The following is a 23,331-nucleotide window of genomic DNA, read 5'->3' as shown; positions in this document are numbered from 1 at the left end:
GTGCTCACGACGCCACCGCCCCACCGGCGCGCTCGGCGCGCTCGGCGCGCTCGGCGCGCAGAGCATCACGCACCGTGCGGGCGTTGGCGGGCGAGGTGCGCAGGGCCCGGCGCAGACTCTCACCGGTGATCTGCGCGTCCGGCCAGTCGGCTGTCAGCTCGCGTGCTTCACTCATGAGCTGTTCAGGGCTGCGCCGCACGCGCGGGGTCTTCGCCGCGGCTGGCACCCGACCCGTCGCCCGGACCGGCCGGGCCGACTCAGCCGCCACCGACCGGATCGGAGCCGCCTCGATCGGCTCCGGGACCGCATCGACCGGGGGCAGGATCGGGGCGCTTGTAGGGGCCGATTTGCCGATGTTGACGGGGACGGGATCGGGCAGGGGCAGGCGGGTCAGGGTGACGGTGAGCGGGGTCGATTCCACCTGCTCAGCCCTAGACCGTTCCATCCCGCTACCAGACGATTCCTCCGCATTCGCGATCGATGCAGGATCGAGAGCCGGGGTGGGGGCGGTGCCGCCGAACATCGAGGCAAGAGCGGCATCCGCACCGGCCGTGACCCGATCGCGCTGCACGTCCAGCAGCCTCGATCCCAGCGCCACATCGCCGACGCCGACCTTGCGGGCCAGGCGCCACGACTTCCGCTCCGACCACCACTTGACCCGATTGCTGGGGTGGGAGGCGGCGCGGGCGCGGTGATAGGCGAGGGCCTGCACCAGGTCGGCGGTGCGGCGTTCGTTCTCCGCGTCGCGGCCGTCGGTGTGGACGACGATCCGCCGAGCGAGGAACGCCATGCCCTCAGCCGAGACAGACATGCCCATGGGGGTCAGGGCGTAGATCACGGTGCGGCCCGGCTCGGGCGCGGCCATCGCGCCCATGACCGCGGCGGCGGCCGGCAGCGCCCACAACCCCACCCGCACGATCCGCGGGGAGGACTGACCCAGCATGGTCAGCCCGAGCAGGACCAGAGCGAGCACGGCGGTAGCGCCCTCACCCGCGGCGAGCGCTCCCAATGCGGTGCCGCGGCCGTATGCGTGGCCGATGTTGCTGTAGGTGCCGATCCCGCCGAACACGCCCGTGGCGAGCATCGGCACGAACGCGGCAGCCAGCACCCCGATCTGAATGCGGGTGAGCTTGGTGCGCTTCACCGGGCACCCCCCAACGTGAGCAGGGCGGCCAGGATGAGCAGGGCCCCGCCGGTCATGGTCAGGTCGACCGCGCGGCGCAGGCAGGTGAACTTAGCGACCGCGAGCCGGGACAGCCCGCCGATGTCGGCGACCAGGTCGGTAGCGACCGCGTCGGTGATCTCCTCGGCGGTGAGCGTTGCCCACAGCCGGAACCCGTGCCGGCCGCGCAGGTTCGGCCGGGTCGACCGCAGCAGCAGACCCGCCGCCACGACCAGCAGCACCATCCCCAGCCCACCCGCCACATAGGCGGGCAGCGTCAGCGGCAGGTCGCGGGCGACCGTCCAGGCCCCCGCCAGGACCGCACCGACGAACGCCAGCAGTAAGCCGGTCTTGGTGTCGGTCCGCGTGATCTCCGCCTTCACCTCCGCGTGCGCGGCGGTCAGGCTCCGGGTCGTGTCGCTCATGCGGCACCCCCGGGCAGGGTCGCCGCGGTGGTGCGGTTGGCCAGGGCGATGCGGGCGGCCAGCGCCCGGCGACGGGCCCGTCGGATGCGCCGGTTGTCCAGCTCGGTCGGGATGCGGTCCAGGGTGATGATCTGCGCGTCCAGCAACTCGACGTCCGCCAGGATGACGGGCATCTCCTGCTCGATCGCCTCCAGCTCCGCGTCCGTCGGCTCCCTGAAGTCGGCGAACTCGGTAACAGCGCCCTGAACAGTGACGATGTGGTTCATTGGGTCGTGTGTCCTCTCAACGGGTACGGCCCGACAGCGCCCCCGGAGCTGCAACTCCGGGGGCGCGCCGTTGGCGGGTGAAGTGGGTATAGATCAGCGGCCCTGCGCCCAGCGGAACAGGCCGACGACCGAGTCGGTGACGTCGGTGACACGACCCGACTCCAGCTCGTCAGCCCGGTCCTCCATCTGCTTGGCGGCGGCGTCCTTGCCCTGGTTACGCAGCACCTTCGCCGCGTCACGGTTCTTCGAGGCCTGCGCCTTCAAGCGGTCCATGAACGGTCCTCTCGATGGATGGACGGGTGAAGCTCACGCGGCTCCCCTCGGCGCTGCTCGTACGAGACGAACAGCGGAGGCAACCGGCCGCAGCACTTGGCCTGCGGATTGGGGTTGAGGTCGCGCTGTACTCGCGTGGAGATAGAACCCACGCGCGCCGCCCTCTTGCTTGCTGAGGTGGGGCGGTTTCCCTCGGCACGCTGTTGAGTTGTCAAGGAACCTCCGACCAGGGGCCCGCCCCGAAGGACGAGCTATCCCGAACCGGTACGGCCTGGAAGCAGCCCAAAGAAGGCTCTTCCGACTCACTGTCCTAGGACTGCGAGCGGCTTGAGTTGACAATGCCACGCTGTCCTAGGACTGTCAACAGTCCTAGGACTGTGTGGTTCACTGGATGGGTCGAGAGGAGTTCTGCGTGGCACCGAAGTGGCGCGACCTGGCGGACAGGTTCGCGGAGCAGATCAAGAGCGGTCAGTTGCCGCCGGGCGCCCAGTTGCCCCAGATCAGAGAGCTGGTGGAGGCGGGGGAAGGGTCAAAGGAGACCGTCCACAAGGCCTATAAGGCCTTGGAGGCTGAAGGCCTTGTGACGTCGACGCGCGGACACGGCACCGTGGTGCGCCCGCGCGCGGCGCTCAAGCGGCTGGGTATCGCCCGGTACGACAAGGCGAAGTGGCGCGACGGTGACGAGGTCGCATTCATCGCCGACCGCGTCGCGTCGGGACGCGCGTACAAGCGCAACGAGCAGACACAGACCGTGAGCCGTGTCGAGGCGGACAACCTTGTAGCGGAGGGGCTGGGTGTCCCAGTCGGCTCCGAGGTGTACGCACGCGCCCGACTCGTGAAGGAAGGGGTGCAGCCTACTCACACCCTGACCAGCTACTACAGGCCGGAGCACGTCGAGGGCACACGCATCGTCGACCCCACTCCGGGGCCTGCCGGCCGGGGCGGAGGGTACCGGGTCCTCTACGACGCCGGATACGAGATCGACCACATGAGGGAGGCCCTATTCGCCCGCGTCCCGACAACGGACGAAGTGCAGCTCCTACAGCTCCCCGCCGGTGAGCCCGTAGTTGAGCTGCACAGGACCACGTACACCGCAGACGGCACGGTGGTTGAGTTCGCGGTGGGCGTTCACGCGGCTTCTCGCTTTGCGTGGGAGTACGACTTCAAGGTTCCCGACTCAGCACAGGACAAGAAGTGGCAGGAATGATCTCGGCGCAGGCATGGGCGGACGCTCGACTCCTGTGGGACTACCACTTCATGCACCATGCCCCACGGCCGTGTTCGGTGGCGGTGGGGCTGGGCAGTCACGACCTCGGCGTGGCCGACGTGGCAGCGGAGCTGTACCACCAGGGCATGGCGCCGGTCATCGTCTTCACGGGGGCCACCAGCCCCACGACCCGGGCGCGCATGCCACGCGGCGAAGCTGTCCACTACCGCGAGCGGGCGTTGGAGCTTGGGGTGCCCGAGTCCGCGGTACTCCTGGAACCGCGTGCCACGAACACCGGAGAGAACATCGAGTTCACGAAAGCGGTGCTGGCAGGGGCCGACGTCGAGGTCTCGTCCGTCCTGCTCGTGAGCAAGCCGTACGAAGAGCGGCGCTCCTACGCCATGATGCGGAAGCTCTGGCCCGAGGTCGAAGTGGTGTGCGCCTCCACACCGATGAGCCTGGAGGAGTACACCGACTCCATCGGAGACGCTCGCATGGTGATCGACATGATCGTGGGCGCCCTACAACGCGTGCTCGTCTTCCCGCGGTTGGGTCTGGCCGTCGAGCAGGACGTACCGGATACCGTTGTGGCCGCCTTTGAGCGGCTGTGCATCGAAGGCTTCATTAACCGACTCATGCCGGCTGACGTTGCCGCCCGCCCCGGCACGTGAGGCCGTGGGAGGCATCAGCCCACCCGAGAGCTCCGTTTGCGCTTTCCCTGCCTCATCAAGGCCCGCGCACGGCGCGGGCGCGCGCCGCCTCGACGGCGCGGCCTGCCTCCGTCTTCGCCCCGGCTGGCCGCGCCCGGCGGAGCGCTGGCGAGCGGCGGGCATGAAGTGGGAGACACCCTCTGTGGCTGGGGCGGTCGGCTCCACGACTTAGGCAGCCACCATGGGGCGAGCCTCGAAGATCATGGTCCCAACGTCGTGCTTTAACGGGCAGGTCCACAGACTGCCCGACGCGCCGGAAGCTTACGGGGCCATGATCACTCGCCCCATGGCAGCTCTCGCCCAAAGTCGTTCCGCCGACCTCAGCTTGAAGATCGACGGCCCGTCAGCCTGCAATCCGGGAAGCAGCGTGTTCCCACCGGGGCCTCTTGATCCGGCAGAACCGTGTTTCGCCGAGCAGAGCGGCGGTAGCGTGCCGTCGACCACACACCGCATCCTTGACCGGGAGCCACTCCGCGATGTCCGGCCTTACCGACGTGCCGCGCGAACCTGTACCCGAGACCGCCCACAGTTATGAACCGTGGGTGGGCGATGTCCTGCATCACCTCGCATACGAAGATCAGCGGCTGTCCGAGGCCGACATACACACCCCCCTCCCCGAGGAATTCGCGTTGACCTGGGAGGGCGTAGCCGCGATCCTCTCCGCCGCCTGGAAGACAGATAAGGAAGAACTCAAGTGGACCTTATTTGTCGAAATAGCCCGACAGGTCAGATATGCCGGTGACGGCGCATACATCTTCCACCATAAGTATGGGACACCTGATCGATACAAACGGTACGTACGACTTGAACATGTGTTCACCGTGGAATCGGATTCCACCTGGGGCAACCTCGTTGAAGAGGTCATCGAAACCCTCAAAGACCCAAAACAAGAGTACGGATGGAGCCTAGAGCCCGCTGAACAGTACGAGTACACGAACAGCGTTATAACCTACCGGCGGGACGTCGCGACGGCGGAACGCCGTATCCGCAGGGCTCTTCTGTCGCGGTGGCTCCGGCTGGTGCCGCTTGTGGTGATGCCGCTGGTGCTGGCAGTGATCGGATGGGGAAACCTGTGGCCGGAAGACGTGCCGGACCTGCGCACGTTCAACATCGTGACCATCGCGGTGACGCTTGTCCTGGTGGTGGTGTTCCTGGTCGGCTACTTCCTGCGGGTGAAGGACGAGAAACACGGTGTCAGATCGGTGTTCCTGCTCCGCAGAGATTTGGAGATCATCCATGACCGGTGGATCCTCAACGCCTCAAAGACACGCCCGACGACGGAACGGCGGAACGGCTACCGGGAGCACATACCGCGGGTCATAGACCGTCTACGGCGGGATACACGGTTCTACCGGCGTATTCACAACTGGTTTCAGTGGGGGGTGTTCTTCGCGTCGGTGGGGACCACGGCGACTACGGCTTTCTGGGAGACCCCGCAGCCGGGTAAGACGATCCTGATCATGCTGGGGTCGTTCCTGGCATTCGCTACCGCGGTTACGGGCTATTTCAAATTCCGTGAGCGGGCGTACAACCTTCAGCAGACCGCGGACCAGGTAGAGCAGCACGCCACGGCCTTCGATCTAGGGATTGCTCCGTACGCCGATGCGGACGCTGCGGTGAACCTGGAGCGCTTCGCGGAGAACGTGGAGACGCTTCGGATGGAGCAGCGCAAGCGGGAACAACAGTTGGAACAGCCGCATCAGGGGCAGGCCGACGTCATTTGACCGGCAGCAGGGCGGCCGTCAGTACGGCCAACCCGAACGACGCGGCACCTCGTGCGAGGCGGACCTGGAAGGCGCTGGCAGGGTTAGGTGAACACGCACCTGCATCCCTAGTGAGTGTCCAACTGCGTGACAACGCCGGCGCACACCCGCGAACAATCGTGGACGTCAGCAGACCATCCATACGGGTGACAAGCACAGCGGCCCAAGGACAGTGGGCACCCCAAATTGCTTCGGGACGAAGCGGTCACTTCGTACAGTGCTTCCCGCGACCGACGAAGCCCATGTCCCTAGTGCAGGCAGCTCGCGCATTCCGGTGGTGCAAGGCCGGGGGGCTTGTCAGTGCTGGCTACTACTGTCGAGGAAGATCGTCAGACCAGTTCTGTCATGGGGGTTCACGTGGGTGGTCAGTTGCGTGTTGGCCAGGTGTTTCGTTACGCGACCGGCAAGGATCCGAAGCCTGCGGTACTTGAGGGATACGCCAACTTCCACCACGTAACTCACTCGCCGGAGCGCGCCCGAGCCTTGCTGGAGGCCGGGATCAACGGCATGGCGAAGGTCCGAACCCCCGATGGGGAGCGCCGGCCGGTGATTCTCATCCGCTCGAGCCCTTGGAAGGCAGGCACCGAGCAGACGCCTTGGCATGACGTGTTCGACATGGACAACGGGCACGTCCGCTACTTCGGTGACCACAAGGCCACGACCACTGCCGCGCCCGGCAAGACGAACGGGAATGCGGCCCTGCTAGATGCCTTCACCGGCCACCAGGGGCACACGCCCGAGGAGCGGGCAACTGCCGTCCCACTGCTGCTGTTCCGCGCGGTCTCGCGCAACGGAAAGGTGAAGGGGCACGTTGAGTTCTGCGGACTGGGCGTTATCGAGCGGGCTGAGCGTCTAGTGCAGTGGGGCGGCAGCGATCACACGACGTTCACGAACTACGTCTACGACATCGCCCTTATCGACCTCACGGCCGAGGATGACAAGGTCGCCTGGGCCTGGATCGACTCCCGCAGAGACAAGACCGTGCCCGACACTGAGACGCTCGAACTCGCCCCGCGGGCTTGGCGGGAATGGGTCAAGCACGGGAACTCAGCCCTGCCCAGGCTGCGCCGACGAGTCGCCCGGGCCAAGGTGACCAAGGTGCCCGAGCAGCGCCCTAAACCGGGAAGCATCGAAGCCAAGGACCTCGAGCTGATCTACAAGCACTTCGACGGGCGTAAGCACGACTTTGAGGCCGTTGCCTCCGCGGTCGCAGCGCGTGTGCTGCGTGGAGCCGGGAACAGCTACGTCGAGGGCTGGCTGACTCGTCGATCCGGTGATGGAGGGGCGGACTTCGTAGGCCGGCTCGACATCGGCAGCGGACTGGCTGGCACAAGTCTCGTGGTCCTCGGGCAGGCGAAGTGCGTGAAACTCGACAGCCTGGTCACCGCCGAGCAGATCGCTCGCGTCGTGGCACGGCTCCGCCGCGGCTGGATCGGCGTGTACGTCACGACTGGGGCGTACTCCGTGCCAGCACAGACTGAAATGGTCGAGGACCAGTACCCGATTGTCCTGATCAACGGGTCAGACCTGGCTCGGGAGCTCAGAAGCATGGCGCGGGATGATCACGGGGGAGACCTCGAAGCCTGCATCGAGCACGTCCTGACCCAGCGGGAGACCTCGGTCACGAGCCGGCGCCCGGAAGAGATCCTGCTTGAGTAGCCCCGGTATCCCGTAGCCCGATGGTGTCTGCCGGGGACGAACTGCGGACAGGCTAGTCCGCTATCCCTGAGCGGCGGCTGCCATCACCGGCTGATCCACTTGATCAGCTTCCGCACTCTTCCACAGTTCAAGTTTCTCAAGCACTTCGTCCGACGGCGGGTCCCACCCAAAGGCAGCACTCAAAACATGCATAGCGAGGCGCGGCGGAACAGCATTACCAATTTGCTGACCTACATCTTTCCCGGACCAAGGATAGTCTCGGGGAAATGTCTGCAACCTTCCTGCCTCTGAGGAGGTGAACCGCTTAAGCTCGTCACCACTTTGGGAGACTAGACGGTTGCGGGAGATCTTGCCGGTCACGGTTGCTGACGGTTCCCAAGAACCCCGTCGCCCTCGCGCTTTGGGATCTCCTCCCGTGCCATAGTTGGAGATAACGAGGAAAGGCTGTGGCCGCCTTACCGCCTCCCCCATAGTCACCCACGGCTTCAGTCGACTATCTCCGCTCTCACGCTCAACACCCTTACGGTATGCCCGATGCGTCGGCTCAGGAAGGGCAACTTTTTCGACGTCTTTTCGGGCAATTAGCACAGCCCTTTTCCGTGTCTGCGGTACGCCATATTCCTCGGTGCGTAGAATGCCGCTATCCGTGGCGTATCCCTCACTCCGCAAAACCTCTTCGTAAGCCTTCCAAACCGGGAGCACAGCCGGTACCTGCTCAAGCACAATTGCCTTATACGGAGCGCTCCGATCAATTGCTTCCAGAGCCCATCGCAGCGGCTCCAGGACGAGCCCGGTTCGCTCGTCCTCCATCTTGGCCAGATCACGATCAATTTGATCACGAGGCTCGCGAGCGACGATTCGCTTGATGAATGCGAGCACATCATCAAGCGCTCGACGCCCGGCGCCACCGCCCGCTACGGTGAATGTCTGGCATGGTGGCCCGCCCGCAAGGACATCTGCATCCGGGAAGTCCGCTGGCCCGTACTGCCGGACGTCGCCCTCGATCGTCGCCAGGCCGGCCGCACGCCGTGTCGTACAGGCCGCACTGTCCCACTCGACACCCACAGTCGCGACGCCGAGCTTCTCCGCTGCGACGTCCAGTCCGCCGGGGCCTGCGAAGAGGTCAACGATCTGGGTTGGTTGCACTTGATCTCCAGGACTCGTTACGGGGATTGATCTGCCGTGACATACCCGCAAGCGATCGTTCGACAGCGATCGACGAGAGTACCTCAAGGGGCTGTTGGCAAGTCACGGGCAACACCGGTCGCTGCCCGCTACTGCGCATCAGCAAGCTTGGTAATGCTGCCTGGTGGCTGGCCGGTCACCAGGTCCGCTAAAACAAGACGCCCTCCCCGGGCGGCTCCACTTGGTCCGAGCCGTTCGGTATAGCCACCCAGTCCCCCGGGCCCAAGTCGTAGCCATGGTTCTTTGCAACAGCCCGGTCAGAAAGCCACTTTCCGCAAAGTAGCAAGATCCCTTGCTTCGCCGCCTCTTCCTTAATGGCACGAGCCCTACGCATAGGATCCTGCCTGTTTGCGCACACAGTGAGCACAACACTTCTCTCTATAACAGTCATCGGGAGGTACTTGAACAGTCTGAGAAGCCTCACCTCCTGCCCTCGCCCAGGATCGAAAACTTGATCCTTTTGATTTCCAGTGAGGAGCGTTAGGGGATTGACAGGAAGTGGCGTCCAGTCATAGAGAGGGACCCCCCATTGGTGACGTGCGTCAACGGCGATGCCGCGCTTTCCGTCTTTGTTTCCTTTACCTCGATAAAGCCACGATGTGTGGGTTCGAATCAGCCAGCTTTTGTGGACGTTGTCCTTCAGCCGCATCTGAGTGCAGATGCACAGATGACAGTGAGCTTCCGTCGGGATTGCCCAGTTGTCACCCACCGTGCTCTTCAAATCAACTGGCACACCGGCGATCGCAATATCGAGCGGTTTGGCTTTCACCCATTTGAAAACACGCTGCGCTTCATACTCCAACTTCGCCCCTACCGATGCGCGCTCCCCCGGGTGCACATCCGTTGAGAGGAGGTTGAAGCGGCCAGTACGTGCGCCATCGAGGACATAGTCAATCGAAGCCCGAATGGCTGTCGTGAAACCGCCAGCGAGATCCTGCTCTCTGAGCTTGCCGAGAACCAACTGAAGTTCGGCGTCATCCTCAGGACCACGCAAGATACCGTCTGGCGACCGGCACGCCTCGCCCAGGCACACTTCGCCCAACGGTTGCAGCCTCAGTCTGCCCACGGATGACCCCCACCCACGATCTAGGTTCGATGTCGATGGCAGCGTAACCAGAGGGTCTGACAATCACTGCTTCCGAGCCGGTGCCACAGACCTCTGCACAGCCCCACCCACTTTCCCGGCACGCCGGGCCGTCTGTGGGCCGTCCGAGGGCGGCCAACGACGACAGATGACGACAACCGACGACAGCACTCCCCCTGCGGACGGCGCCGTGGCTACCGGCGCAGGTACTCCTCCCCGAAGGTGAGTTGAGGAACTCCAGAGCTTCGGCGCAGGATGGCCGGCATGACCTCCAGTGCGCGCCCTCTCCTCAACCGCCGGCTCGCCGAGTTCGGGACGACGATCTTCGCCGAGATGTCGGCCCTGGCGCTGAGCACCGGCGCCATCAACCTCGGGCAGGGCTTCCCCGACACCGACGGCCCCGAGGAGGTCAGGGAGGCGGCCGTGCGGGCGCTGCGGGACGGCCTCGGCAACCAGTACCCGCCGGGCCCCGGCGTCCCCGAGCTGCGCACCGCGGTCGCCGCCCACCAGCAGCGCCGCTACGGCCTGTCCTTCGACCCCGACACGGAGGTCCTGGTCACCGCCGGGGCCACGGAGGCGATCGCCGCCGCGCTGCTGGCCCTGCTGGAGCCCGGCGACGAGGTGATCGCCTTCGAGCCGTACTACGACTCGTACGCGGCGTGCATCGCGATGGCGGGCGGACGCCGGGTGCCGGTGACCCTGCGGGCGGACGAGGGCGAGGGCCGCTTCCGCCTCGACCTCGACGAGCTGCGCGACGCGGTCACCGACCGCACCCGCCTGCTGCTGATCAACACCCCGCACAACCCGACCGGCACGGTCCTCACCCGCGAGGAGCTGACCGCGATCGCCGAGCTGGCGGTGGAGCGCGACCTGCTCGTGGTGACGGACGAGGTGTACGAGCACCTGGTCTTCGACGACGCCGAGCACGTGCCGCTGGCGACGTTCCCCGGGATGCGGGAGCGCACGGTGACGATCGGCTCGGCGGGCAAGACGTACTCGTTCACCGGCTGGAAGGTCGGCTGGGTGACGGCGTCCCCGGAGCTGGTCACGGCGGTCCGCTCGGCGAAGCAGTACCTGACGTACGTCTCGGCGGGTCCGTTCCAGTACGCGGTCGCCGAGGCACTGTCACTCCCCGACGCGTACTTCACGGACTTCCGCGACGACATGCTGGCCAAGCGGAACCTGCTGTCGGCGGGCCTGGAGGAGGCGGGCTTCCGGGTCTTCCGCCCCTCGGGCACGTACTTCATCACCACGGACATCCGCCCCCTCGGCGAAACGGACGGCATCGCCTTCTGCCGCGCCCTGCCGGAACGCGCCGGCGTCGTCGCCATCCCCAACGCGGTCTTCTACGACCACCGCGAGGAGGGCGCCCCGTTCGTCCGCTTCGCCTTCTGCAAGCGCACGGAAGTCCTCCAGGAGGCCGCGAAGCGACTCGGGGCGGCGTTCTAGGGGCGGTGGCGTTCGGCCTTCAACTCGCCATGAACGCGCCCAGGAGGCGGCTTCGAAGGGGCGCCGGGCCCTGCGGGGCCTTGCTGTCACGGACCGGGACGGCGGGGCGGAACCCGGCGGCCACCTCCACGCAGTTGCCGCCGGCCTGATGGCTGTGGCTGCTGTTGCGCCAGGCGGCGCCGTTCAGTTCGCGACGGGACGCCTGAGCACTGCCTCGTCCAGGTCCGCTCCTCCAACTGCTCGCTGCCAGCCAGTGTTCGACCGACGCTCAGTACCGCTCGCGCATGGTCCCGCACTCCATGAACCTCCGGGACCAGTCCGAAAAACGCCTCCTCGGGGCTTGAAGGCGCGGCCGTCAGCGAGGGGGCGACTCGCCCACGCGTCAGGCCGGGCGGACCGCTCCCTTGATCGCCGTCTGGCCGGCGAAGAACACCGACTCCTCACGGATGAGCGCTCCGGGGCCCGGGGCGTGGATCATCATGCCGTCGCCGCTCCAGATGCCGACGTGACCGAGGTCGTCGTGGAAGAACACCAGGTCTCCGACCTGGACGTCGGCGAGCGGGACCCGCGGCCCCGCTTCCCACTGGGCCTGGGTGGTCCGGGGGAGCGTGACGCCGGCCGCCTTCCACGCGGCCTGCGTGAGACCGGGGGCGTCGTACGATCCCGGGCCGACCGCGCCCCATACGCAGGGCCGGCCGATCTGCGCCCGGGCGAAGGCGACCACCCGCTCGGCCCTGGTGCGGTGGCCGGTGTCCGGCGACAGCCATGATCCACCGCTGGCGGCAGGCGTGAAGGCAGTGGTGGAGAAGGCAGTGGTGGAGGGGGCGGGTGCGGCGGCCGGCTCGGGGGGCACTACCGGGGCAGGAGCCGCCAGGGCAGGAGCCACCGGGGCAGGAGTCGCCAGGGCAGGCGCAGGCGCGGGCGCAGGGACGTCCGGCAGAGCGGTGCCGTATGCCTGAAGATCCGCCTGGGCGAGGGCCGGTGCGGGTTCGGGTTCGGGCAGGGGCCACGCCGCCGCCTCGGCGCCGACGAGCGGTGGTGCCCCTTCACGCGGGGCGCTCTCGTCCGGGCGGGACCCGCCGGGCAGAGCCGGTGCGACCCGCTGGGCGGGGATCTCCGGGAGGATTCCGGTGGTCGGCGCCGGAGCTGTTCCGCCGGTCAGCTCCCGCGCGGCACCGGCAGGTGCCTTGGGCGCTTCGAGGGCGAGGGGTTCCGCGGGACGTTCCACGGGGCGCGCGGGTCGTGCCGGCTCGGGTGCGCGGCCGGAACGGACCGGCGACCTCCGCTCCGGCAGCGTCGCCGGCACGGTCGGGCCCAGCTTCGCACGGGCGGCACCGAACCACTTCCGGGCGAAGGTCTCGACCGCGGGCTCCGAGTCCTCCTGGGACCGGCCGCGGGGAGCCGCACTGCGCTGACGCGGGATCGAGGCGGCGCGGGTCGGGTTGAAGCGGCCCGTGTCGCTCTCGGCCCGGTCGTAGAGGCTGTTGATGTACCGCCGGACCTCGTCGGGGCTCGGCCCCTCGCTCTCATGCGCCAACGGAGTCGACCTTCTTCGTGCACATGATGAGCAACTTAGCAAACTTGTGAACCTTAAGTGAAGATCGAGTCGCTGTGAACAAAAAGGCAAACGGCGCGTACAGCACGTACCTGCTCGTACGCGCCGACGCGCCGTGGGGGGCCCGCCCGGGGCCCTACTCGTCGTCCTCGGGCTTCTCCGCCTCGTTGATCTCCTCTTCGAGACCGAGCTGTTCGATGAGCCACTTGTCGAACTCGATCGCGGCGCGCACCCAGCTGACCGTCGAGGAGACGAAGTGCTCCAGGCTCACGCCCATGCCGATCAGCATCTGGGCCTCGCCGATCAGGCGGACCGTGCCGTCGTCGTGGGTGTGGCTGTAGACCTTGGGCCACAGGGTGCGGCGGTTCCAGTCGTCGATGGACTCCAGGATCTGCGGCTTGGCCTCGATCTCGTGGGGCCGGTCGTAGAACGTCCGCACGGAGAAGACCTGCTGGTCTCCCTCACCCCGGAACATGAAGTAGGTGCGGAACTGCTCCCACGGCGCCGCGAGGTCTCCCTCGTCGTCGACGACGTACTTGAGCTCCATCTGGTCGAGGAGCTGCTTCACGAGGTCCTGATCCGGGACGACGGGGCCCGCCGGTCCTTGCGGCTGCGGCTCGGGCTGGCCCCCGAAGTTCGGAATCGAGGACGGGTCGATGGTCACCGTGAATTTCCCTTCGTACGGATTCCGCCATCCTCCCCCATGCGGGGAGGGGGGTGGCAAGCCCCGACAGGCCCTGTCAGCCCTCGGCTGACACGATCCGGTCAACCGCAACCTCCGACTGCCGGACAGTGTCCTGGCAACCGGGTTCCCCCAAGGGCGCAGCCGCCACGGTCCCCTGCTCTGCGCGAGTGCGCCCTGCAGCGGGGCATCGACACCGCGTGTTCGGCGGTGCCGCGTACGACCTGCTCGGACGCCCCGAAGCCAGGAACGCGGGTCGAGTAGGAGAACGCCGAGACGGCGCGGGTGCGCTGCTCGGCGTTCACGATGTGACCCCCGGGGCCCGGGCCGACTACAGCGTCTTGCCCGTGGCGGGACCCACCAGGAGCCCGTCCTCGAAGCGGTCCACCCGGACCGTGTCGCCGTCCTTGATCTGCCCGGAGAGGATCTCCTTGGCGAGGCGGTCGCCGATGGCCGTCTGGACGAGGCGCCGCAGCGGCCGGGCCCCGTAGGCCGGGTCCATGCCCTCCTCGGCGAGCCAGGCCAGGGCCTCCGGCGTGATGTCGAGGGCGAGGCGCCGCTCGGCGAGCCGCTTGGCCAGGCGGTCGATCTGGAGCTTGGCGATGCGCTCCAGCTCGGGCTTGGTCAGCGCGGCGAAGACGACGAGGTCGTCCAGGCGGTTGAGGAACTCCGGCTTGAAGGAGCTCCGGACGACCTCCAGGACCTGTTCCTTCTTCTCCTCCTCGCTGGTGAGCGGGTCGACGAGGAACTGGCTGCCCAGGTTCGACGTCAGGACGAGGATCGTGTTGCGGAAGTCGACCGTGCGGCCCTGGCCGTCCGTCAGCCGGCCGTCGTCCAGCACCTGGAGCAGGATGTCGAAGACCTCGGGATGGGCCTTCTCGACCTCGTCCAGCAACACGACCGAGTACGGCCGCCGGCGCACGGCCTCCGTGAGCTGGCCGCCCTCCTCGTAGCCGACGTAACCGGGCGGGGCGCCGACCAGCCGGGCCACGCTGTGCTTCTCGCTGTACTCCGACATGTCGATGCGGACCATCGCCCGCTCGTCGTCGAAGAGGAAGTCGGCGAGCGCCTTGGCCAGTTCGGTCTTGCCGACGCCGGTCGGGCCGAGGAAGAGGAAGGAGCCGGTGGGGCGGTCGGGGTCGGCGATGCCGGCGCGGGAACGGCGTACGGCGTCCGACACCGCGCGCACCGCCTCGGTCTGGCCGATGAGCCGCTTGCCGATCTCGTCCTCCATGCGCAGCAGCTTCTGCGTCTCGCCCTCCATCAGGCGCCCGGCGGGGATGCCGGTCCAGGAGGCGACCACGTCGGCGATGTCGTCGGCGCCGACCTCCTCCTTGACCATGGTGTCCTTGGCGACCTCTTCTTCCGCCTCGGAGGCGGCCTCCAGCTCCTTCTCCAGGGCGGGGATCTCGCCGTAGAGCAGCTTGGAGGCGGTGTCGAAGTCGCCGTCGCGCTGGGCGCGTTCGGCCTGGCCGCGCAGTTCGTCGAGGCGTTCCTTCAGCTCACCGACGCGGTTGAGGGACTGCTTCTCCTTCTCCCAGCGGGCGGTGAGGCCGCGCAGCTCCTCCTCCTTGTCGGCGAGGTCGCGGCGCAGCTTCTCCAGCCGCTCGCGGGAGGCCGCGTCGGTCTCCTTGCCGATCGCCAGCTCCTCCATCTTCAGCCGGTCGACGGCGCGCTGGAGTTCGTCGATCTCGACGGGCGAGGAGTCGATCTCCATGCGGAGGCGGGAGGCGGCCTCGTCGACGAGGTCGATGGCCTTGTCGGGCAGGAAGCGGGAGGTGATGTAGCGGTCGGAGAGCGAGGCGGCGGCCACCAGGGCGCTGTCGGCGATCTGGACCTTGTGGTGGGCCTCGTACCGGCCCTTGAGTCCGCGCAGGATCGCGATGGAGTCCTCGACGGTCGGCTCGGCGACCAGCACCTGCTGGAAGCGGCGCTCCAGCGCCGGGTCCTTCTCGATGCGCTCGCGGTACTCGTCGAGCGTCGTGGCACCGACCATGCGCAGCTCGCCGCGGGCCAGCATGGGCTTGAGCATGTTGCCCGCGTCCATGGCGGAGTCGCCGCCGGCCCCGGCTCCGACGACGGTGTGCAGCTCGTCGATGAAGGTGATGATCTGCCCGTCGGAGTCCTTGATCTCGGCCAGGACGGTCTTCAGCCGCTCCTCGAACTCGCCGCGGTACTTGGCGCCCGCGACCATCGCGCCCAGGTCGAGCGCGACGAGCCGCTTGTCCTTGAGGGACTCGGGCACGTCGCCCTTGACGATCCGCTGGGCGAGCCCTTCGACGACGGCGGTCTTGCCGACGCCCGGCTCACCGATCAGCACGGGGTTGTTCTTGGTGCGCCGCGACAGCACCTGCACCACGCGGCGGATCTCCTGGTCCCGGCCGATGACCGGGTCGAGCCTGCCTTCGCGCGCGGCGGCGGTGAAGTCGGTCCCGAACTTCTCCAGGGCCTTGTACTGCCCCTCGGGGTCGGCCGTCGTCACCCGGCGCTGGCCCCGGGTCTTCTGGAAGGCGGCCTGGAGCTTCTTGGCGTCGGCGCCCTGCTGGGACAGCACCTCGCCGGCCGCGCCGCCCTTCGCGGCGATGCCGATGAGCAGGTGCTCCGTGGAGAGGTACTCGTCGCCCAGCTCCTTGGCGCGGGCCTGCGCGTCGGCGACGACGGCGAGCATCTCGCGGTTGGGCTGGGGCGGCGCCACGGTCGACCCGGTCACGCTGGGCAGCCCGGCGAGCACGCGCTCGGCGCCGGAGCGCACGGCGGCCTGGTCGGCGTCGACCGCGGCGAGCAGGTCGGTGATGTTCTCGTTGTCCTGCCCCTGGAGCAGCGCGAGGAGCAGGTGGGCGGGGGTGAGGTCGGGGTGCCCCTCGGTCACGGCGCGGTTGCTGGCCGCGTTGATCGCGTCCCGGCTCCGGTTGGTCAGCTCGGCGTCCACGTTCGCGTTCTCCTCCTTGCACTGACCCGAACGACGTACATAAAGTTGAGTCTACTCCACTCAAGGACATCCCGGGGAGGACGCGGGAGTTAGGTTCCGGGCCATGGCGACCAAGTACTCCGTCGATCCGGGTGCCCCGGACCCGTCGTATCTCGACTTCTGGCGGGAACGGCACCTGTGCACCCTGACGACTCCCCGCCCGGACGGCACCCCGCACGTGGTGCCCGTCGGGGTGACCTACGATCCCGCGGCCCGGCTCGCTCGGGTGATCACGAACGAGACGAGCGCGAAGGTGCGGCACGTCCGGGCCGCCGGGGACGAGGGGGCGGCGGTCGCCGTCTGCCAGCTGGAGGGCCGGCGCTGGGCGACGCTGGAGGGCCGGGCGTTCGTGCGCACCGAACCGGAGCGGGTGGCCGAGGCGGAGCGCCGCTACGCGGAGCGCTACGGGCGGACCCCGTCGCCGAATCCCTCGCGCGTGGTCATCGAGATAGAGCTGACGCGCGCGCTGGGGCGCGGTTGAGCGAAGTTGAGCGAAGTGAACATCCACACCGGTGATCGATTGGTTCCGGCCACCGGTGGATCAGGCGGATACCCCGAAATGTCCCCACAAACTGCAGCGGCGTCACCGTGTTCAGGTCACGGTGACGCCGCTGCGGGGGGAAGCACCTGAGCGATCTGTTACGACGGGGGAATCGCGTCAGGCACTGCGGGGGGTGGCAGAGATGGTCCTCGGGGCAGGGGAGTCGGCCTCCACCTGCTGGTGGTCCCTTTGGTCCAGGTTCACAAAGATCATTCCGTACCGTACGGCACATCGCACTGGCTGCGGCGCCCCCCGAGGCCGCCGCAGACACCGGTACGCCCGTACGTCTCCGTCCTCGTCGCGCGTGACGACGACCGGCTCTCCGAACACGGTCACCATCAGCGAGTCACCGCTGTGGGGGATGGCGGTGACCAGGTCGATGAAGTGCCAGCCGGAGCGGTAGGCCGTGGCCATCTCGCGACGGAAGGAACGGTCGTCGGGTGGAGTGGTCACGTCAGCTCCCCGCTCCATCGACCCGGGGGTTCGGCCACTGGGTGTTGGCCGGAGCCGCATCGACGTTCACAGCCACCGCCGGCCACTGCGTGTTCGCCCGGGTTCCGCTCTCCTCATCGGAGAAGCCGCTGAGAACACCGAGGGCTACAACGGCGGAGAAGGCGGCGACAAGCACCGAGCGAAGCATTTTGTTACGCATAGTCGGCTTCGTCCTCACTTGAAGGTCCCCTTTTCCCCCGTCGAGTACGACGATGGCTCATTCGGGCACGTCATGGCCACACAATCGATGCATCATGTTCCTGCATGTTCAGGACCCTGGGGGGTGGAGATTTGGCAACGAATCCGACAAGGGAGACACATCCCCATGCGATGACCGAGTGGTGCGAGGAAGGCGGCCGTCTGTACGCCTCCGCCCTGCGTACCGGACGCATCGCACGCGCGGAAGTGGAGTCCGCCCCTTGCCTGGTGGAGTTCGACCTCCTCCACCCCGACCCGGACGATCCCGACTGGCTGCGCCCCGTGCCGCCGGTCATCGCCCTCTCCCGGCAGCTGGGCCCGCTGGAGAACGAGATCGCCGAGCGCAGACGCGTGGCGATCAATCTCGCGGAGACCTTCCAGCCGTTCATGGCCATGGGTACCCACACGGCGTCCAGCGACTCCATCACCGTGCTCGAGGGCGGCGAACGCATCAACGCCGCGCTCAACCTGGCCACCGCCCAGTGCCAGGCGGAGCTGCTGACGGTGCAGCCCAGTGACCGTGTCTCCGAACGGAGCCTGCTGCGAAGCCTCGAACGGGACAAGCCCCTGATCGACCGCGGGGTCAAGGTCCGGAGTCTGTACCAGCACACCGCCCGGTACAACCCCGAGAAACTGGCCTACGTCGCCCGGCTCTCCGAAGGGAAGGTGGAGTACCGCACCATCGACGAACTGGTCGAGCGCCTGATCATCTGCGACGAGACGGTCGCCTTCATCCCCGCCCGCGACGACCAGCAAGTCGCTCTGGAACTGCGCCACCCCGGGCTCGTGCGCTACCTCATCAAGGTCTTCGAGTACCTCTGGGACCGTGCCGTGCCCATGAGCACCGGGGCGCCCTACGAGGCGGCGCCCGACGGCATCACCGAGATCCAGCACTCCATCGCCAAGCTCCTGGTGGAGGGCCACGTGGACGAGGCCATCGCCCGCCGCCTCGGCATGAACGTCCGCACCTGCCGGGCCCACATAGCCAAGCTGGCGTCGGCCCTGGGCAGCGGCAGCCGGGCCCAGCTCGGCTATCTCATCGCGCAGTCCGGGATCCTGCAGCAGGACCACTGAACAGGAGGACGTCCCGGGTGACTTCGGCGCCACACCCCCCGCACGCCCCGGAAGAACTGTGCCGCGCCGGCACGGAGCTGTACGAGCGTGCCCTGCGTGAGGGCCGCGTGGACACCGGCGAGGCCCACGCCACCCCCTGTCTGACGGAGTTCGGCCTGCTGCAGCCCGCCGTCGACGATCCGCACCGGCTGGAGCCCGTGGCGCCGGCCGTCGCCCTGCACCGGCTGCTGCGGGCCTCCGGGGAACGCATCGCCCGCGAACGGCGGCGCGAGGAACGGCTGGCCGAGACCTTCGGGGCCCTCATGGCTGTCGAAGGGCACCGCACGGCTGCGGACACCACCCCGACGCTCAGGCTCCTCAGCGGGAAGGAGACGATCAACAGGACACTCACCGAGGCCCTGACGGACGCGTCACGCGAACTGCTCACCATCCAGCCCCGCGCCGGCCTGCCCCCGGAACGGGTCGCGGCGGCCTATGCTCTGGCCCTCCGCCGCGACCAGACGCTGCTGGACCGGGGCGGCCGCATCCGGACCCTCTACCAGCACACGCTGCGCCACTCCCCCACGACCGTCGCCTACCACGACCGGCTGAAGGGGGACGTCGAGGCGCGCGCACTGGACGAGATCACCGACCGGCTCATCGTCGTCGACCGGAGCGTCGCCTTCATCCCCGCCGACGGCAGCGGAGACCTCGCGCTGGAGATCCGCCATCCGGCCATCGTCCACTACCTGGCCACCACGTTCGACCGCCTCTGGCGCCTGGCCACCCCGGTCTTCCCCGAAGCCGCCCCCCAGCCCTCCCGCGACGGCATCACCCCCCGCCAGCGCGCCATAGCCACCCTCCTCGTCGAGGGCCACACCGACGCCGTCATCGCCGACCGGCTCGGCATGAACATCCGCACCGCCCGGGTCCACATCGCCAAACTGGCGGCGACGCTGGGCAGTCAGAGCCGGGCCCAGCTCGGCTATCTCATCGGGCAGTCCGGGATGCTCGACGAGGAACACTGAGGGGCGCGGCCACCTGGGGCGGCCCGTCGAGTCCCACCTGGGCGATGCGCACGCCCAGTTGCGTACGGCTCGCCGCCCCCAGCGTCTCCGACAGCCGCGCGATGTGCGCCCGGCAGGTCCGCACACTGATCCCCAGCCGCTCGGCGATCACCGCGTCCTGGTGCCCCTCCGCGAGCAGGGCCGCGATCGACTGCTCCCGGTGGGAGATGCCCTCGATGCCCGTGTCGGGGAGCGGGGCCGTCAGCGGGATCGCCAGCCGCCACAGCCGTTCGAACACCGTGACCAGGTACTCGACGATCGCCGGGTGCCGCAGCTCCAGCGCCATCGTGCGGTCGGTGTTGGCGGGGATGAACGCCACCGTCCGGTCGAAGAGGATCAGCCGGTCGATGACCTCGTCCAGCGTGCGCGCCTCCACCGCGTCGCCCATCAGCTCCAGGTAGGTCAGCAACCCCTGCCCGTGCCGGGCGACATGCGTGTACAGGTCCCGCATCCGCACGCCCCGGCCGCGCAGCGCCAGCGCCCGGTGCAGCCCCTCGGACAGCTCCGCCTCGCGGCGGATGCCGCCCGGCTGCACCGTGAGCACCTCGGTCGTGCACGCCTGGGTCGCCTCGTCCATCGCCGCCTGGATCCGGGCGAGTCCGTCCAGGACCCGGATCGCCGGACCGTCCGCGGCCGACGCGGCGGGCTGCATCTGGCGGCCCAGCCCGGCGTACCGCTCGAAGGCCGCCACCGCCGAACCCACCCGCCGCTGGCTCGCGCTGACCTCGTCGTACATCCCGCGCAGCAGCCGGGTCATGACCTCCTGCGGCGGGGTCGGCACCAGCCAGTCCATGTCGTCCGGGTCCGGGTGGAGCAGGGCGAGTTCCAGCAGGCAGGGCACCGGCCCGGCGTCCCGGCGCGGCACGCGGCCCCGCCGTACGGCCCGGGAATACACGCGATCCCCGGCCTCGCACAGTCGGTCAGCACCGTGTGGATGCTCCTCCGCCCCGTGCCCGGCCATCGCCCATCCCACCCCCGGTTTCGCCGTCCTTCGCAGCGCAACTATGCGCGGCCCGGACCTGCTCCGCAACACGGCTCCCCCGCGCCCGAGTTCCTTTTTGCGCCGTTCGATCCCTGAATCCGCTCGCTCCCGACTGGCCTGTTGCCACAGCATGGGATGGCGTGTGCGCGGTCGGTGTGCGACCTTCTGTGATCACGGGCCGGGACCGGCCCGCCTGCTCCGCGAGGGGGAAACGTGAACGACCCGGGGCCGCGGCGGCTGCCCGCCGTCGACGCGCTGCGGGGCTTCGCCCTGCTGGGCATCCTGGTGGTCAACAGCGCGCAGATCATGAGCCCTTACGAGGCGGAAGGCGTCCGGGACCCCCAAGCGGCCCCGGTGGACCAGGTCGCCGCCTGGCTGGTGACGGCGTTCGCATCCAGCAAGTTCTACCTGCTGTTCTCGTTCCTGTTCGGCTACAGCTTCACCCTCCAGGCGGCCGCCGCCGAACGGGACGGCCGCGGCGTCACCGCGCGCTTCCTGCGCCGCTCCCTGGGCCTGGTGCTGCTCGGCCTGGCGCACGCCGTGCTGCTGTACACCGGCGACATCCTCCTGACCTACGGCGTCCTGGGCGTGGTCCTGCTGTGGGCACGGCGGATCAGGCCGGCCACCGCCGTGCAGGCCGCCGCCTGGATCTACGGGGTGTTCGGCGCCGTCCTCACCGGACTGGGGGCGCTGGCCACCGCGGTCGACGACGAGGAACCCGTCCCGCAGCAGGCGGTCGCGCAGGCCGTGGCCGCCTACCGCGGCAGTGCGGGCACGGTCGTGCGGGAGAACCTGGACCGGCTGCCCCTCGCCCTCCTCGGCGTCCTCCTCATGGCCCCGGGCGTGCTCGCCGCGTTCTTCCTCGGCCTGGCCGCGGGGCGGCGGCGCCTGCTCGCCCCGGGCGGGACCGACCGCTCCCGGCTGGTGCGCGGCACGGTCGCCGGGCTGGCCGTCGGCGTCCCGGGGGCCGTCTTCTTCGCCTCCGCCGCACAGGGACCGCTGGGCGACCGCTGGCAGCTCCTGGGCATCGGCGTGGGCATGCTGACGGCGCCCGCCCTGTCGGCCGCGTACGCCTGCGTGCTGCTGCTCCTGCTGGACTCGCCCCGGGGCGAGCGGGTCCGGCGGCTGTTCGCCCCGGCGGGCCGCCTCGCGCTCACGAACTACCTCGGGCAGTCCCTGATCATGACGTTCCTCGCCACGGCGTACGGCCTGTCCCTCTACGGGGACGTGGGAGCGGCCGGCGTGCTGCTGCTCGCGGCCGCCGTGTACGCGCTCCAGCTCGCCCTCAGCACGGCCTGGACCCGGCGGTTCCGGCACGGGCCCGCCGAGTGGCTGCTGCGGGCGGTCACCCTGGCCGGACGCCCCGGGAGGGCCGGCGCGAGGAGCGCGCCCGAACCGGCCGCTTGAAGCCGAGGGACCGGCCGCTTGAAGCCGAGCGACCGGCCGCTTGAAGCCGAGCGACCGGCCGCTTGAAGCCGAGGAACCGGCTACTTGAGGCCGAGGGACTGGCAGGCCGCCCGGTACTTCGCCGTGCAGATGTCCGACACCTGGTAGATGTCGTCGGCGACGACCGTGTCCTTGATGTTCTCCCGGGTCAGCGCGACCACGGGCACGAGCTGCGCCGGGATCCCCTTGTGGGTGGGGCTGTCGACCTTGTCGCGGGTGAGGGCGGCGAACTGGATGTCCCGGCCCTGGACCTTCGCGACCGCCATCTCCGCGGCGCTCTCCGCCTCCTGCGGGTACGACTTGTACACGCTCATGTACTGGTCACCGCTGATGATGCGCTGCACCGCGGGGAGTTCCGCGTCCTGCCCGGTGATCGGCGGCAGGTCGGTCACGCCGGCGGCCTCCAGCGCCTTGACGATGCCGCCCGCCATGCCGTCGTTGGCGGAGTACACCGCCGCGATGTCGTCCGCGCCGATCTCCTCGATCGCCTTGGCCATGTTGGCCTCGGCGTTCTCCGGCTTCCAGTCCTTGGTGTCGAAGGACGCGGCGATCGTCACCTTGCCGTTCAGCTCGGACATCGCACCCGCCTTGAACTGCTTGGCGTTCGGGTCCGTCGGCGAACCGTTCATCATGACGATCTTGTCGGAGAGGCTCGCCTTCTCGCCGATGGCCTCCAGCAGGGAGCGGCCCTGGACCTCGCCGACCAGTTCGTTGTCGAAGGAGATGTACGCGTCGATCGGGCCCTCGGCCAGCCGGTCGTAGGCGATGACCGGGATGCCGGCGTCCTTGGCCTTCTTCACGCCGCTCGCGATGGCCCGGGAGTCGACCGCGTCCAGCAGGATCACGTCGACCCGGTCGTCGATCATCTGCTGCAGCTGGCCCGCCTGCTTGTCGGCGCTCGCCTCGGCGTTGGCGTACTCGACGCGGCCCTGGTCGTTCGTGAGGGACTCGACCTTCTGCTTGATGATGGGGTAGTCGAAGTTCTCGTACCGCGTGTTCGCCTTCTCCGGCAGCAGCAGGCCCACCGTGATGTCGTTGCCCTTCGTCGGGCTGGCGTCGTCGCTGCTCCCGGTCGCGTTGAGCACGCCGCAGCCGGCGAGCGTGACGGACATCGCGGCCGCGGCCACGGATATGGAGATACGACGACGCATGCGGGGGCTCGCT

The 23,331-nt window shown here is 68.4% G+C and carries 22 protein-coding genes; 9 read left to right on the top strand and 13 right to left on the bottom strand.

The features are described 5' to 3' along the window. Positions 1-4 precede the first annotated feature (4 nt). From C1703_RS21520 to C1703_RS21505, 4 genes are all read right to left on the bottom strand, one after another. Positions 5-1,084: a conjugal transfer protein gene (locus tag C1703_RS21520; protein WP_232840772.1), complete on the bottom strand. Its 1,080-nt coding sequence runs from the start codon at positions 1,082-1,084 to the stop codon at positions 5-7. Positions 1,085-1,140: 56 nt separating this feature from the next. Next, positions 1,141-1,587 (bottom strand): Pycsar system effector family protein, encoded by a 447-nt coding sequence (locus tag C1703_RS21515; RefSeq protein ID WP_114254419.1) that lies wholly within the window; start codon positions 1,585-1,587, stop codon positions 1,141-1,143. Continuing rightward, on the bottom strand, positions 1,584-1,853 hold the full coding sequence (locus C1703_RS21510; RefSeq protein ID WP_114254418.1) for a DUF6284 family protein: 270 nt from the start codon (positions 1,851-1,853) through the stop codon (positions 1,584-1,586). Before C1703_RS21510 ends, C1703_RS21515 begins: the two co-directional genes overlap by 4 nt. A gap of 93 nt (positions 1,854-1,946) precedes the next feature. Beyond that, positions 1,947-2,126 (bottom strand): hypothetical protein, encoded by a 180-nt coding sequence (locus C1703_RS21505; protein WP_114254417.1) that lies wholly within the window; start codon positions 2,124-2,126, stop codon positions 1,947-1,949. Between the two features lie 412 nt (positions 2,127-2,538). On the opposite strand from C1703_RS21505, the gene C1703_RS21500 reads away from it, so the two are divergent. The 4 genes from C1703_RS21500 (at position 2,539) to C1703_RS21485 (ending at position 7,465) form a co-directional block, all read left to right on the top strand. Beyond that, positions 2,539-3,333 (top strand): GntR family transcriptional regulator, encoded by a 795-nt coding sequence (locus C1703_RS21500; RefSeq protein ID WP_114254416.1) that lies wholly within the window; start codon positions 2,539-2,541, stop codon positions 3,331-3,333. Further along, entirely contained in the window at positions 3,330-4,004 is a 675-nt protein-coding gene (locus C1703_RS21495; protein ID WP_114254415.1) for a YdcF family protein, read from the top strand. The genes C1703_RS21500 and C1703_RS21495 overlap by 4 nt, the downstream gene beginning before the upstream one ends. A gap of 581 nt (positions 4,005-4,585) precedes the next feature. Next, entirely contained in the window at positions 4,586-5,767 is a 1,182-nt protein-coding gene (locus C1703_RS21490) for an SLATT domain-containing protein (protein WP_157993150.1), read from the top strand. A gap of 396 nt (positions 5,768-6,163) precedes the next feature. Beyond that, a complete protein-coding gene (locus tag C1703_RS21485) occupies positions 6,164-7,465 on the top strand; it encodes a restriction endonuclease (protein ID WP_232840555.1) in 1,302 nt (433 codons plus the stop codon). Positions 7,466-7,525: 60 nt separating this feature from the next. Here the strand turns inward: C1703_RS21485 and C1703_RS21480 are convergent, their stop codons facing one another. Both C1703_RS21480 and C1703_RS21475 read right to left on the bottom strand, forming a co-directional pair. Next, on the bottom strand, positions 7,526-8,611 hold the full coding sequence (locus tag C1703_RS21480) for a DNA cytosine methyltransferase (RefSeq protein ID WP_114254413.1): 1,086 nt from the start codon (positions 8,609-8,611) through the stop codon (positions 7,526-7,528). Positions 8,612-8,798: 187 nt separating this feature from the next. Continuing rightward, positions 8,799-9,716 (bottom strand): NaeI family type II restriction endonuclease, encoded by a 918-nt coding sequence (locus C1703_RS21475; RefSeq protein WP_157993149.1) that lies wholly within the window; start codon positions 9,714-9,716, stop codon positions 8,799-8,801. 273 nt (positions 9,717-9,989) lie between these two features. On the opposite strand from C1703_RS21475, the gene C1703_RS21470 reads away from it, so the two are divergent. Continuing rightward, positions 9,990-11,183 (top strand): pyridoxal phosphate-dependent aminotransferase, encoded by a 1,194-nt coding sequence (locus tag C1703_RS21470; protein WP_114254411.1) that lies wholly within the window; start codon positions 9,990-9,992, stop codon positions 11,181-11,183. A gap of 19 nt (positions 11,184-11,202) precedes the next feature. Here C1703_RS21470 and C1703_RS21465 read toward each other — a convergent pair whose 3' ends face one another. The 4 genes from C1703_RS21465 to clpB all read right to left on the bottom strand — a co-directional run bounded on the left by C1703_RS21465 (position 11,203) and on the right by clpB (position 16,349). Further along, positions 11,203-11,370 carry a DUF397 domain-containing protein gene (locus C1703_RS21465; protein ID WP_232840771.1) on the bottom strand — a complete coding sequence of 56 codons (168 nt, stop codon included), beginning with the start codon at positions 11,368-11,370 and terminating at the stop codon, positions 11,203-11,205. 195 nt (positions 11,371-11,565) lie between these two features. Further along, on the bottom strand, positions 11,566-12,720 hold the full coding sequence (locus tag C1703_RS21460; RefSeq protein ID WP_232840554.1) for an NlpC/P60 family protein: 1,155 nt from the start codon (positions 12,718-12,720) through the stop codon (positions 11,566-11,568). A 154-nt stretch (positions 12,721-12,874) separates the two neighbouring features. Then, a complete protein-coding gene (locus tag C1703_RS21455; protein ID WP_114254409.1) occupies positions 12,875-13,402 on the bottom strand; it encodes a YbjN domain-containing protein in 528 nt (175 codons plus the stop codon). 349 nt (positions 13,403-13,751) lie between these two features. After that, positions 13,752-16,349, bottom strand: coding sequence for an ATP-dependent chaperone ClpB (gene clpB / locus C1703_RS21450; protein WP_114254408.1), 2,598 nt, complete (start codon positions 16,347-16,349; stop codon positions 13,752-13,754). Between the two features lie 103 nt (positions 16,350-16,452). Between clpB and C1703_RS21445 the strand changes: the two genes are divergently transcribed. Beyond that, positions 16,453-16,869 carry a TIGR03618 family F420-dependent PPOX class oxidoreductase gene (locus tag C1703_RS21445; protein WP_114254407.1) on the top strand — a complete coding sequence of 139 codons (417 nt, stop codon included), beginning with the start codon at positions 16,453-16,455 and terminating at the stop codon, positions 16,867-16,869. Positions 16,870-17,046: 177 nt separating this feature from the next. On the opposite strand, the gene C1703_RS21440 is transcribed toward C1703_RS21445, so the two are convergent. After that, positions 17,047-17,382: a hypothetical protein gene (locus tag C1703_RS21440; protein ID WP_037765134.1), complete on the bottom strand. Its 336-nt coding sequence runs from the start codon at positions 17,380-17,382 to the stop codon at positions 17,047-17,049. A gap of 369 nt (positions 17,383-17,751) precedes the next feature. Here C1703_RS21440 and C1703_RS21430 point away from each other — a divergent pair, with 369 nt between their 5' ends. Both C1703_RS21430 and C1703_RS21425 read left to right on the top strand, forming a co-directional pair. Next, complete coding sequence (locus tag C1703_RS21430; RefSeq protein ID WP_232840553.1) at positions 17,752-18,693, top strand: helix-turn-helix transcriptional regulator; 942 nt, start codon at positions 17,752-17,754, stop codon at positions 18,691-18,693. Positions 18,694-18,710: 17 nt separating this feature from the next. Further along, positions 18,711-19,700: a helix-turn-helix transcriptional regulator gene (locus C1703_RS21425; protein WP_114254404.1), complete on the top strand. Its 990-nt coding sequence runs from the start codon at positions 18,711-18,713 to the stop codon at positions 19,698-19,700. On the opposite strand, the gene C1703_RS21420 is transcribed toward C1703_RS21425, so the two are convergent. Then, entirely contained in the window at positions 19,663-20,700 is a 1,038-nt protein-coding gene (locus C1703_RS21420) for a LuxR C-terminal-related transcriptional regulator (protein ID WP_114254403.1), read from the bottom strand. The genes C1703_RS21425 and C1703_RS21420 overlap by 38 nt on opposite strands. A gap of 234 nt (positions 20,701-20,934) precedes the next feature. Here C1703_RS21420 and C1703_RS21415 point away from each other — a divergent pair, with 234 nt between their 5' ends. Beyond that, on the top strand, positions 20,935-22,128 hold the full coding sequence (locus C1703_RS21415; protein ID WP_232840552.1) for a DUF418 domain-containing protein: 1,194 nt from the start codon (positions 20,935-20,937) through the stop codon (positions 22,126-22,128). An 80-nt stretch (positions 22,129-22,208) separates the two neighbouring features. Here C1703_RS21415 and C1703_RS21405 read toward each other — a convergent pair whose 3' ends face one another. Further along, positions 22,209-23,318 (bottom strand): substrate-binding domain-containing protein, encoded by a 1,110-nt coding sequence (locus C1703_RS21405; protein WP_114254402.1) that lies wholly within the window; start codon positions 23,316-23,318, stop codon positions 22,209-22,211. Positions 23,319-23,331: the final 13 nt, after the last annotated feature.

It is taken from the genome of Streptomyces sp. Go-475 (genome assembly GCF_003330845.1).
GTDB lineage: Bacteria > Actinomycetota > Actinomycetes > Streptomycetales > Streptomycetaceae > Streptomyces.
Note: the sequence above shows the minus strand (reverse complement) of the source record. Positions and strands in the feature narration are given on the sequence as shown.

Coding starts and splice junctions, on each gene's coding strand:
- C1703_RS21520 (WP_232840772.1), bottom strand. CDS start 1,084: ATGCTCGCCACGGGCGTGTTCGGCGGGATCGGCACCTACAGCAACATC.
- C1703_RS21515 (WP_114254419.1), bottom strand. CDS start 1,587: ATGAGCGACACGACCCGGAGCCTGACCGCCGCGCACGCGGAGGTGAAG.
- C1703_RS21510 (WP_114254418.1), bottom strand. CDS start 1,853: ATGAACCACATCGTCACTGTTCAGGGCGCTGTTACCGAGTTCGCCGAC.
- C1703_RS21505 (WP_114254417.1), bottom strand. CDS start 2,126: ATGGACCGCTTGAAGGCGCAGGCCTCGAAGAACCGTGACGCGGCGAAG.
- C1703_RS21495 (WP_114254415.1), top strand. CDS start 3,330: ATGATCTCGGCGCAGGCATGGGCGGACGCTCGACTCCTGTGGGACTAC.
- C1703_RS21470 (WP_114254411.1), top strand. CDS start 9,990: ATGGCCGGCATGACCTCCAGTGCGCGCCCTCTCCTCAACCGCCGGCTC.
- C1703_RS21445 (WP_114254407.1), top strand. CDS start 16,453: ATGGCGACCAAGTACTCCGTCGATCCGGGTGCCCCGGACCCGTCGTAT.
- C1703_RS21430 (WP_232840553.1), top strand. CDS start 17,752: ATGACCGAGTGGTGCGAGGAAGGCGGCCGTCTGTACGCCTCCGCCCTG.
- C1703_RS21420 (WP_114254403.1), bottom strand. CDS start 20,700: ATGGCCGGGCACGGGGCGGAGGAGCATCCACACGGTGCTGACCGACTG.
- C1703_RS21405 (WP_114254402.1), bottom strand. CDS start 23,318: ATGCGTCGTCGTATCTCCATATCCGTGGCCGCGGCCGCGATGTCCGTC.